The organism is Parasphingopyxis sp., from assembly GCF_052168295.1.
Classification (GTDB): Bacteria; Pseudomonadota; Alphaproteobacteria; order Sphingomonadales; family Sphingomonadaceae; genus Parasphingopyxis.
The window spans coordinates 1-10,731 of record NZ_JBQLZN010000009.1 but is presented as its reverse complement, the minus strand read 5'-3'; the positions used below and the strand labels follow the sequence as shown (position 1 = coordinate 10,731).

Below are 10,731 nucleotides of genomic sequence, written 5' to 3'. Positions count from 1 at the left end.
GATCGCGCGCGTGCGCACCGCCGGGGAATCGCGTCCGCCGCCCCAGCGCCAGCGCGCCACTTCGCCCCGCGCGACGCCCATCCGGTCGAGCAGCAGCTTGAGCGCGAATTGCGGATGGGTTTCGATGGACCGCTTGCGAAAACCGGTATCGGGATCGGGTTCGTGCGGGCCGAGCGCGTCCCATTCTTCGTCCGGCATCGTAATGTCGAGTGCGGGTAGAACGACCGAGCCGTTCTCCATCCGCGAAACGGTACGCAGCACGGCGGCGACGGCGGGCGCGGTCGAGGCGATGCCGGCGGCGACCACGAAACCGGGCGGCGGCGCGTCCCGCCAGCGCTCGGCGATATGGCCAAGCAGGCGGTTGCGGCGCTCGGCCATGTCGATCTTGCCAAGCTTGGCGAGTTCGGCCGGCCATTCGGTGAGGATCGCATCGAGCTGATCGAGCGAGACCTGCCAATGGGCGGAAAGGTCCGCCTCGACGCTTTCCGGCAGCTTGCGCGGATCGACCTGTTCGATCAGCAGCTGGTCGAGCGTCGCGCCGAGATCGCGGGCGAGACGCACCGCTTCGCCCGCATCGACGGGATCGCCGGACCGGGCGCGCACGCGCTGGACGATCGTCGCGAGCCGCATCGTGCGTTCGAGCGGCGGGATCGCGGGCGGGACGTCTGCGCCCTGCCCGATCGGATCGAGCGCGCTGCCGAGCGTTTCCGCGATTTCGGGATCGCCGATGGGGACGAGGCGGGGCAGCAGCAGGCCGGGTGCGGCGCGGCGGACAAAGGCGTCCTGGATGGCCCGCGCCGTGCGGTTGGTGGGCACGAGGACGATGCCTTGCGCGAGACCGAGCGCGTCTTTCCCGTGCATGCGGATGAGCCCGGCCGCCAGCGCGTCGGCAAAGGCCCGGTGGGGCGGGATGGTGTAGACGTTCGGGTGGGCGGCCTCAGCCATCCACGAGCAGCGCCTCGGCCTTTTTGATCGCGGGCGGCGTGCCGATATCGAACCACAGCCCCTGATGCGCGAGGCCGAAGGCGCGGCCCTCCTCGATCGCGCGGTCCCAGAGGATGTTCGTGGAAAACGGACCCGAAGGCGCGTCTTCGAAGAGCTGTTTCGAGACGAGCTGGATGCCCGAATAGACGAAGGGCGCGATCTTGCCGCGGCTCCGGCGCGTGATCCGGCCCGCCCCGTCCATGTGGAAATCGCCGCGCCCGCCATGGCAATGGGCATGCGCCTGCGGCACGAGCAGCAGCAGCGCGTCCATCTTCTCCGGATCCCAGCGCGCCGCGAGCAGACGCAGCGTATCGCTCGGCCCGTCAACCCAGAGCACGTCCGAGTTCATCACGAAAAACGGATCGGCATCGATCAAGGGCAATGCCTTGGTCACGCCGCCGCCCGTCTCCATGAGCTGGGAGCGCTCGTCGGATACCGTGATGTTGATATCGCCACCGCGCCGCGCGACATGCGCCTCGACAGCATCGGCGAGATAATGGACGTTGACAATCGCCTTCTTCACGCCTGCATCGCGCAGCCGGTCCAGCACATGATCGAGCAGCGCGCGGCCCTGCACCTGGATCAGCGGCTTGGGTGTCGTCGCGGTCAATGGCCGCATCCGCTTGCCGAGCCCGGCGGCCATCACCATTGCGGTGTCGATCTGAGGGCCTTGGGTTGCCGGGCGGATGGCGAGCGGCGCGCTATGCTTGTTCATCGCGGCGATCCGCCCTGCCAGGCCTCGGCCCGTTTTCCGCTCGGCACGTTTGCCGAGAACCAGGCCGCAACTGGCGCGAGCGCCGGATGCCGCAGGTCCCGCTCGAGGTAACGCCAGACGCGCGCCTGGTACGACAGATAGCGCGACTTGCCGTCCCGCTTCCACAGCCGCGTGAAAATGCCGAGGATCTTCGCGTTCCGCTGCGCGCCGAGGATCGCATAGGCGGCGTCGAATTCCGGCCCGCCGACGGTCGGGTTCGTCACACGGTAATGGGTCAGCATATTCTCCTCGAGCTCGCGCGACACGTCCCGCCGCGCATCCTGCAGCAGCGAGACGAGATCATAGGCCGGGTGCCCGGCCAGCGCATCCTGGAAATCCAGCAGCCCCAGCGACCCGATCCCGTGCCGCCCCTCGAGCAGCATCAGGTTTTCCGCATGATAATCGCGCAGCACCGTCACCGGATCGTCGAGATCGGTGAGCGGCCCGAGTACTTTCTCCCACGCCGCGTCATAGCCCGTCTCGTCGACATTGAGCGACAGCGCCGGCGCATACCATTCGGTGAACAGCCGCGCCTCGCGCAGATATTCGGCCATCGTATAGGCCGGCAGTTCGCCCGATCCCGAGCGGTGCAGCACGCCCAGGAGCGTGACCGCATCGCGATAGATGCGCGCCTCGCTTTCGGGCGCGGCATCGACCACCTCGCGCATCCGCGCATCGCCAAAATCCTCGAGCAGGATCAGGCCTTCGTCGAGATCGCTCGCCATGATCTTGGGCGCGGCGAACCCGAGCCGGTTCAGATGCTCGGCGACGTCGAGAAAGGGCCGGCTGTCTTCCATATCGGCCGGCGCGTGCATGAGCACCGCCGTGCGCCCCGGCGCAACGACGCGGAAGTACCGGCGAAAGGACGCATCGCCCGCGAGCGGCAGCAACGCCCCGTCTCCCCAGCCATTGGCCGCGAGAAAATCGGGCGCGGACTCGGGGTTTTTCATGTTGGTGGCCATCGCGTCTCCCAAGCGGGCGGAACCGTCGCTGTCAAGCGCCGAGCGGCGGAACGCCCCGCCCCGCCTGCATCCTGCTTATGCGCGATGGAAAGGTGGAGCCGCAACGCATCCTCCCACAGCCCATCGCCGAGCCGCTCGGGCCATTCGATCAGCATCGCCACATCCCGCCGCGCCTCGTCCAATCCGAGCTCCAGCGCCTCTTCGGGATCTTCAAGCCGATAGAGATCGATATGCCAGACCGGAACGCGCGTTTCGGGCGGCTCATAGGGCTGGACGATGGCGAATGTCGGGCTGGGCGCCTCTTCTTTGAGCCCCAACGCCTGCAGGATGCCGCGCGCGAGCGTCGTTTTGCCAGCACCGAGATGGCCGAACAGCGCGATCGCATCGCCCGGGCGCAGGATGGCCGCGATACGCGCGCCGAGGGCGAGCGTCGCGTCTTCTTCCGGCAGTATCAATCCCTCGCTCATGCGCGCTCGATAAAGGTAACAGGCGCCTGGCGGAAGCCTGCACACACCCGAAACAGCATCCAAAAACCATCGCGTCATTCCAGCGAAAGCTGGAATCTCCGGCAGAACCACGCCACCATCAGCCGATGGGGCACGGCGGCTGGACCTACATAATGACCAACAGGCGCTACGGCGTGCTGTATATCGGCTTCACCGCGAACCTCGCCGAGCGCATCGCCCAGCATCGCGTCGGTAAGGGCTCGGCCTACTGCCGGCGATATAAGCTCACCCGTCTGGTGCTGGCCGAACGGCATGAAAGGATCGACGAGGCTATCGCGCGCGAGAAAGCGCTGAAGGCGTGGGACAGGCAGTGGAAGCTGGACCTGATCGATGCGCAGAATCCCGGCTGGCGGGATTTATGGGACGATATCAATCGTTAGCGGCCCGGCGCTTATGCTATCCAAACAGGCAACGCCCGTCATCCCAGCGAACGCTGGGATCTCAGGCGGCTAGGCATGGCGTCTGTGGCCGGAGATTCCAGCGTTCGCTGGAATGACGAGCACATGTACTATTTGGTTCTTTCATGAACTGCATGTCCATGCCCAGCTTGGCGCTGACGACGGGATTACAAACACCGGTCCGATCCGCGAACGCTATCCGGATTTCGCAGCGCTGATCGAGGCTGGGAAGGACGACGCCGCATCGGATCGGCTCCGCAAGGCGGAAATGATCGGGCGGCCGGTAGGCAATGACGCCTTTCTGACGCGACTTGAGACTATGACTGGACGGAGCCTGAAACCGGGCAAACGCGGACCGAAACGGCGGCGCGCTGATAGTGCACTGTCACCGTAATCCCGCTTATGCCAGAACTATAACCACGACTATAAGAGTCCATCGCCAGAATGGCGCAAAACAAATCTTGATTCATAGCTACCTCCGTCTCGCAAACATTCCTGAGAAGTCTCCAACCGGTATGTCGGAAGGGAAACTCTCTCGCGACAAGTTCATTTCTTGAATTTGCCCAACCCAAACCAACCGCTCCTCGATACCCGCTGTCACAGCATCATCGGTGATCTCGACCGTTATCGCGCGCAGCGAAGTGCCGGGGCCAAAGCTTGCGGCAAGATTGTCGGGATCGACTCGCTCAACGCTCGTCGGATCGTCGATATCGCCAAAACGAACCAGCATCGGATATTGGGAGCGAGGCAAGGCGCGCGCCTCTTCCGTGGCCAGCATTTCGCCGATCGTCGCATAATAGGTGTCGGCGTTGCTTTGGCCGCCGGTGAAGCCAAGCGCTTCTCGCGCATAGTTTTTCGCCGCATCGGACCCGAGGGCGGGACTGGTTAGCAGCGCAAACAGCGGGCCACCCGGTAGGTCCACGACAACCGCCTGACCCCTGACCTGCGAGCGCACACCGGTCGCATGCGCCAGCCCGTCGTCCCATCGTGTCGTAACCTCGATCACGCTTGCCCCTGACCGCACGCCATCGGGCGTGTCGACGTCGACTGTGAGTCTATAACGATATGTGATGCGGCGACCGGTACATCCCGGGATTAAAGGCAGCGCAATAATAGCGCCCATCGCGCCGACGAAGCGCCTGCGCTTCATGTTTGCAGCACCGAGGAAATACGATCGAGAATCGCTCTGCTCCCTAATCACCCGATCGACCATCGAAATATAAGCCGTTGATCTTTAATAAATACGCAATCGCAACAATTTCGGTGACAGTGCACTTAATTCGTCGCAGCCGTGCCAGTTTCCCTTCGGTGCTGTGAATTAAGTGCACTGTCACCGAAATAGGCGAAATAGGTCACTCCCGCGGCAACGCCACCGTCACGAACGTCCCCTCGCCCGGCTCGCTCTTGAGCTCCAGCGTTCCGCCATGCGCTTCCACGAACTGTTTCGTCAGCGGCAGGCCGAGCCCCAGCGCGCGGGATTGCTGCTCCCCCGCGCCGCGGTGGAAGCGGTCGAAGACGCGGGCCTGCTCGTCTTCGCTGATGCCCGCGCCATTGTCGGAGACGGTGATGCGCGCTTCGGTCGTCGTGCCCTCCGCATGGAGCAGGATGCGGCCGCCTTCGGGGGTGTAGCGGATCGCGTTGCGCAGCAGGTGATCGAGCGACTGGCGCAGGCGGCGGGCGTCGCCGGTGACGCTGCCGACCGACCAGTCGATCTCGGCGACGAACTCGTGATTGCGCGCACCGGCGCGCTGCCGGGCGTCGGCGGCAGCTTCCTCGCAGAGCAGTTGCAGGTCGACCTCTTCGCGCTCCATCGGCAGGTCCTCGGCCTCGCCCTGGGTCAGGTCGAGCACCTCGTCGATCTGCACCCGCAGCGTCGCCACGGAATCGAGGATCGATTTCACGTAATCCGCCGCCTGTTCCGGCAGCTCGCCCGCATAGCCGCCGTCCAGCATCTCCGCGAAGCCGGCGATCGAGGTCAGCGGCGTGCGCAGCTCATAGCTGATATTGGAGACGAAGGCGGTCTTAAGCCGGTCGGCGGCTTCCAGCGCCTCGTTGCGCTCGATCAACGCCGCCTCGATCCGTTTGCTGTCCGAAATATCGAGCAGCGTGAAGAGCGCATTTCCGTCGGGCAGCGGCACGGCGGCGAAATCGAAATAGCGGCCGTCGCGCAGCGCAAGCCGCCCCGTCCGTTCCTGCCGCTCATTGGTCGCGACACGCACAGCCTCCTGGATCGCCTCGGGGCTGCCTGCGCCGAGAAACTGGTCGGCAATCGCCCCGGTCAGCGTATCGACGCGTGGATGCTCGGCCAGCAATTCTTCTTCCAGATCCCAGATTTCGCGGAAGCGGCGGTTCCAGATGTGCAGGCGCCCGTCGGCCGCGAACACGCCGATGGCTTCGGAGAGATTGTCGAGCGTCGCGGTGCGCACGCGCAGCAGGATATCGCGCGCACTGGCAAGCTGCGCCTGTTCGGTGCGATCCTCGAAGACCAGCAACAGACCGCCATCCGGCATGGGCTGGGCGACGACGCGCAGATGGGTGCCATCGGTCAGCAGCCAGGTCTCCTCGATCGGCTCGTCGCCAGACTGGAACCAGCCGCGCCGCTCCGCCTTCCATTCGGGAAAATCTCGGGATTCGGGCACGCGGTCGACTTCGCGCATCCGATCCAGCACGCGATCGAATTCCGGGCGATCGGCCAGCCATTCCTTCTTCATTTCGAACAGGCGCTCGAAGGGCTGGTTCGAGAAAGTGAGCGAGCGATCCGGCCCGAATTGCGCGACGCCGGCCGAAAGCAGGTCCAGCATGTCGCGCTGGGCGCGGCCGAAACGGGCAAGCTCGGCCCGCGCCTGTTCGAGCTCCTCGATATCGACGGCATAACCGGCGACCCCGGCATCGCCGAGCGGGATATCGGCGATGCGCGTCGCGCGGCGCTCGCCGCCGATGGTGGCCGGGACGGTGCGGATCTGCGGCGCCTCCTCCTCGCGGGCGCGGGCGGCAACGGCCTGGGCGCTGTCCGGCCCCGGCATCTCGATCAGTTCCAGCCCGCGCGCGATGACCTCGGCGGCGTTCTCGGCCTCGACGGCGCGGACATAGGCCTGATTGACGAGTGTGAGGCGCAGGTCCGGCCCGCGATGCCACATCGGGAAGGGCGCGGCCTCGATCAGGCGCGATAGCGATTCCAGCGCCTCGCCCGCGCGATCGGCCCGGCTGGTCAGGTCCGCGATCTCGCCGCGCGTATCGGTCATGTCGAACAGCCAGATCATCGCCGCCTGGTTGCCGCCCAGCGGATCGGGCGCCGGGCCGCCGCGCGCGAACAGGATGCGGTCCGATCCCCGGATGCGCAGCTCCATGCCGAAGGGCTTGGCGGTGCGGCGCGCATCGCGCACGGTTTCGATGAAGGCGGCGAACCGTTCTTCGCTCAGCAGGTCCTTGAAATCGGCAAGGCGCTTGGGCGCGGTCTGCAGGCCAAGCCAGTCTTCGAGCCCCGGCCCCGGATCGATCCGGTCCTTCGCATCGACGATCATGAAGGCGGTCGGTGCGCTCTCAAGAAGGAGCCCGCCGCGCCGCGCGGCCGCCGCCGCCCGTTCGCCCGCCGCCTTGCGCCGGAGGCCGGCGAGCGTCGCCCAGACCGCGATGCCCAGCCACGCGGCGAGCACCATGCCGGTTACCACCGCGGCGGTGGTCGAAACGGTAATCATCGCGCTGGGCCGCCCTGCATCATCCGCCCGCTTCTAGACCGGAGCGGGGGCCTACGGGAAGATGCGATCACCCCCGGCTTGGGAGTGATCGCAGCTTTTGCCGTGGGAGGACCCCTAGAAGCTGAAGCGCGCGCCGACCCGGAAGTCGCGGCCGGCCAGCGGCACGAAATCCTTGGTGAAGGAGGCGTGGCGCCGGGCGTTGACGTCGAAGATATTGTTCACCGAGGCGAAGAGCGACGTGCCGTTCGCGCGGCCCCAGGGCCGCCAGGCGACCGAGGCGTTGACGAAGGTGAAATCGTCGGTCGGCGTTTCGAAGGCCGCAACGCGGTCTTGCTCGGCCGCCCATTCGACCTCGGCGCGCGCATCGAAATTGTCGGACACGGCTTCCAGCCCGCCGCGCAGACGGAACGGCGGGATGCGCGGCACCGGGCCGCCGCCATTGTCGATCGACGCGCGGACATAATCGGCGACGGCATCGGCGTTGATCTGGAACTGGCCGACTTCGGCGAGCGTCGCGGCGATCTCCGCTTCGAAACCGTAATAGGTCGCGTCGCGCTGGAAATACTGGAAGACGGGGAGATCGTCCTCCTCCTCGCCGGTCGCCGCGTCGAAGATGAAATCGTCGAACCAGTTGGCAAAACCGGTCAGCGCGAAGGTGACGCCGCCGACATCGCCGCGCACATAGGCTTCGAGGCCGATGCTCTTTTCGGTCGTGAAATCGGGGTTGCCGATCTCGAACGCCTGGGTCGCGATATGCGGTCCGTTGGAGAAGAGTTCCTCGGCCGCCGGGGCGCGCTCCGAGCGCGACAGGTTCACGCCGATCCGCACCTCTTCTTCGAAATCGTAATGCAGGCCGCCGGCAAAGGAGAAGGAATCGAAGCTGCGGTCGATCGCCTGATCCGGCGCGGAGACGGTCGTGTGTTCATATCGGCCGGCGAGTTCGAGACCGAGCTGACCGAAATCGAATTCCTGCAGCGTGAAGATGCCGACCTGTTCGGTATCGTTGCGCGGCACGAAGGCTTCGGCGCCGATGGCGTTGAAATCGCGCACGTAAAGCTGCCCGCCAATCACGCCGCGCCAGCCATCCTGGTCCGCCTGGACGAATTCGAGCCGGCCTTCCAAGCCCTCGACGAGGAACAGGGTGCCCACTTCGTCGCCCTCGAACTCGGTGTGCGTGTAATCGGAATAGCCGAGGCGGACGCGGATGCTTTCGAAGAACCCGCCGCCCGTCAAAATCTCGGCGCGCAGATCGGCGCGGACCTGATGCAGGTCGATGGTGACGGGGCCTTCTTCCTCCTCTTCGCCCTCTTCTTCCTCTTCGCCTTCCTCATGCGCATGCTCGGCGCCGGGGCGCGCGGGAATGCCGTACACCGTGTCGTAGAAGCTGACGGACGCGCCGATGCTGCCCCATTCGTCGATCCAGGCGAGGCCGGCGCCCGCCGTCCATGTCTCGGTGGCGCTGTTCGGCACGGTGCCGCGCAGATCGGCGAGTTCCTGGGCCTCGGCGGCTTCGTCGAGATTGCCTTCCTCGGTTTCCTCCGCGACGATCTCTAGCTGTTCGGCGCGCAGTTCCGGCGAAAGGGTGAAGCCTGAAATTTCCAGATCGTCGCTCTCGCGATAGCTGCCGCCGACATGCAGCACGAGGTTGGAGGTGAGCGGCAGATCGACGCCGCCGGCGATCGTCCACTCGTCCGCAGCCGAGCCGTAGGATGTGATCGCATCGACATGTACGGGCTCGTCCGGTACTTCGATCGGGATCAGCCGGTCGAACACGTTGACCGCGCCGCCGATGGCCTGGCTGCCGAACAGCAGCGCCGCCGGGCCGCGCAGCACCTCGATGCGATAGGCGGTGATCGGATCGATCGTCACGGCATGGTCGACCGAGGTGTTGGACGCGTCGATCGCGCCGATCCCGTCGGTCAGCACGCGGATACGCTCGCCCTGGAAGCCGCGCAGCACGGGCCGCGAGGACCCTGGCGTAAAGGAGGTCGCCGATACGCCGGGCAGCGCGGTCAGCGTATCGCCGATCTGCGGGCGGATGCTCTGGTCGAGCTCGGTGCCGGCAAGCGTCGACGTGCCGGCGATCAGATCGAGTTCGTCGACGAAGCGCGCGGTCACGACGATCCCGGCCTGGCCCTCGCCATGAATATGATCGCCCGGCCGTTCGCCATCCTGTGCCATGGCAGGGGTGGCAATGAGAGCGGTGCTCGCCGCGAGAATTCCGTAGTGACGCATTGCAAACTCTTCCGTTTTCCGTGAACGGCAGCGTCCTAAGCAGAATGTTACATCATATCAAGTGCATTCAGTGTGCGTCCCGTCGATGGATCGGCTCCGTTGGTCGAAGCGGCGCCGGCAACACGAAAAAGAGCCGGAGCGATCATTGCCGCCCCGGCCCCATATTCCGTTTCGCGTTCGGTTTCTGGCGCGCCAGGCGCGCGGACAGCGCCTAGTAGCGATACTGGTCCGATTTGAACGGCCCGTGCGCTTCGACGCCGATATAGGCGGCCTGCTCTTTCGACAGTTCGGTGAGCTGCACGCCGAGCTTGTCGAGATGGAGCTTGGCAACCTTCTCGTCGAGATGCTTGGGCAGCACATAGACCTGATGGCCATAGGTGCCGTGATTGTTGAACAGTTCGATCTGCGCGAGCACCTGGTTGGTGAAGCTCGCCGACATCACGAAGCTCGGATGGCCGGTCGCGTTGCCGAGGTTGAGCAGACGGCCCTGCGAGAGCAGCAGGATCCGCTTGCCATCCGGGAAGGTGTACATATCGACCTGCGGCTTCACCTCGACATGTTCGAGATTCTTGAGGCCCGCGACCTGAATCTCATTATCGAAATGGCCGATATTGCCGACGATCGCCATGTCCTTCATCGCGCGCATATGATCGAGCGTGAGGACGTCCTTGTTGCCGGTCGCGGTGACGAAGATGTCGGCGCGCGGCGCGGCCTCTTCCATCGTCACGACCTCGAACCCGTCCATCGCCGCCTGCAGCGCGCAGATCGGATCGATCTCGGTGACCATCACCCGGGCACCGGCGCCACGCAGCGAGGCGGCGGACCCTTTGCCGACATCGCCATAGCCGGCGACGACCGCGGTCTTGCCGGCCATCATCACGTCGGTCGCGCGGCGGATGCCGTCGACGAGGCTTTCCTTGCAGCCGTACTTGTTGTCGAATTTCGACTTGGTGACGCTGTCGTTCACGTTGATCGCCGGGAAGGGCAGCTTGGCCTGCTTGGCGAGTTCGTAAAGCCGCAGAACGCCGGTCGTGGTCTCTTCGGACACGCCCTTGATCGCGTCGCGCGTCCTGGTGAAAAAGCCCGGGCTCTGCTCGAGGCGCTTCTTCAGCACCTTCTGCATTTCCTCTTCTTCTTCGTTCGTCGGCGCGGGCATTTCCTCGCCCTCTTCGACGCGCGCGCCCCAGATGATGTACA

8 protein-coding genes and 1 pseudogene are annotated in these 10,731 nt (G+C 65.3%); 1 reads left to right on the top strand and 8 read right to left on the bottom strand.

The genetic code is table 11. From position 1 onward, the window contains the following. The 4 genes and pseudogenes from ACTS1Z_RS01390 to tsaE form a co-directional block, all read right to left on the bottom strand. Positions 1 to 945, bottom strand: a pseudogene (locus ACTS1Z_RS01390) (double-strand break repair protein AddB); the annotation flags it as partial. Continuing rightward, entirely contained in the window at positions 938 to 1,699 is a 762-nt protein-coding gene (locus ACTS1Z_RS01385) for a nucleotidyltransferase family protein (protein WP_442622643.1), read from the bottom strand. The gene ACTS1Z_RS01385 and the pseudogene ACTS1Z_RS01390, both read right to left, overlap by 8 nt. Next, the gene (locus tag ACTS1Z_RS01380) at positions 1,696 to 2,700 is read right to left on the bottom strand and encodes an aminoglycoside phosphotransferase family protein (protein WP_442622642.1); all 1,005 of its coding nucleotides are present in this window, start codon (positions 2,698 to 2,700) and stop codon (positions 1,696 to 1,698) included. Before ACTS1Z_RS01380 ends, ACTS1Z_RS01385 begins: the two co-directional genes overlap by 4 nt. After that, complete coding sequence (gene tsaE / locus ACTS1Z_RS01375) at positions 2,685 to 3,167, bottom strand: tRNA (adenosine(37)-N6)-threonylcarbamoyltransferase complex ATPase subunit type 1 TsaE (protein WP_442622641.1); 483 nt, start codon at positions 3,165 to 3,167, stop codon at positions 2,685 to 2,687. The genes ACTS1Z_RS01380 and tsaE overlap by 16 nt, the downstream gene beginning before the upstream one ends. Positions 3,168 to 3,292: 125 nt before the next feature. Between tsaE and ACTS1Z_RS01370 the strand changes: the two genes are divergently transcribed. Next, on the top strand, positions 3,293 to 3,586 hold the full coding sequence (locus ACTS1Z_RS01370) for a GIY-YIG nuclease family protein (RefSeq protein ID WP_442622640.1): 294 nt from the start codon (positions 3,293 to 3,295) through the stop codon (positions 3,584 to 3,586). Positions 3,587 to 4,076: 490 nt separating this feature from the next. Here the strand turns inward: ACTS1Z_RS01370 and ACTS1Z_RS01365 are convergent, their stop codons facing one another. The 4 genes from ACTS1Z_RS01365 to ACTS1Z_RS01350 all read right to left on the bottom strand — a co-directional run. After that, positions 4,077 to 4,754 carry a hypothetical protein gene (locus tag ACTS1Z_RS01365; protein WP_442622639.1) on the bottom strand — a complete coding sequence of 226 codons (678 nt, stop codon included), beginning with the start codon at positions 4,752 to 4,754 and terminating at the stop codon, positions 4,077 to 4,079. Between the two features lie 202 nt (positions 4,755 to 4,956). Next, positions 4,957 to 7,299 carry an ATP-binding protein gene (locus tag ACTS1Z_RS01360; protein ID WP_442622638.1) on the bottom strand — a complete coding sequence of 781 codons (2,343 nt, stop codon included), beginning with the start codon at positions 7,297 to 7,299 and terminating at the stop codon, positions 4,957 to 4,959. 114 nt (positions 7,300 to 7,413) lie between these two features. Continuing rightward, complete coding sequence (locus ACTS1Z_RS01355; protein ID WP_442622637.1) at positions 7,414 to 9,534, bottom strand: TonB-dependent receptor; 2,121 nt, start codon at positions 9,532 to 9,534, stop codon at positions 7,414 to 7,416. A 211-nt stretch (positions 9,535 to 9,745) separates the two neighbouring features. Continuing rightward, positions 9,746 to 10,731, bottom strand: a 986-nt coding sequence (locus ACTS1Z_RS01350) for an adenosylhomocysteinase (RefSeq protein ID WP_442622636.1), incomplete at its 5' end; no start/stop codon positions are given.

Excerpts from the sequence above, each read along its gene's own strand:
- ACTS1Z_RS01385 (WP_442622643.1), bottom strand. The coding sequence starts at position 1,699 with ATGAACAAGCATAGCGCGCCGCTCGCCATCCGCCCGGCAACCCAAGGC.
- ACTS1Z_RS01380 (WP_442622642.1), bottom strand. The coding sequence starts at position 2,700 with ATGGCCACCAACATGAAAAACCCCGAGTCCGCGCCCGATTTTCTCGCG.
- tsaE (WP_442622641.1), bottom strand. The coding sequence starts at position 3,167 with ATGAGCGAGGGATTGATACTGCCGGAAGAAGACGCGACGCTCGCCCTC.
- ACTS1Z_RS01370 (WP_442622640.1), top strand. The coding sequence starts at position 3,293 with ATGGGGCACGGCGGCTGGACCTACATAATGACCAACAGGCGCTACGGC.
- ACTS1Z_RS01365 (WP_442622639.1), bottom strand. The coding sequence starts at position 4,754 with ATGAAGCGCAGGCGCTTCGTCGGCGCGATGGGCGCTATTATTGCGCTG.
- ACTS1Z_RS01360 (WP_442622638.1), bottom strand. The coding sequence starts at position 7,299 with ATGATTACCGTTTCGACCACCGCCGCGGTGGTAACCGGCATGGTGCTC.
- ACTS1Z_RS01355 (WP_442622637.1), bottom strand. The coding sequence starts at position 9,534 with ATGCGTCACTACGGAATTCTCGCGGCGAGCACCGCTCTCATTGCCACC.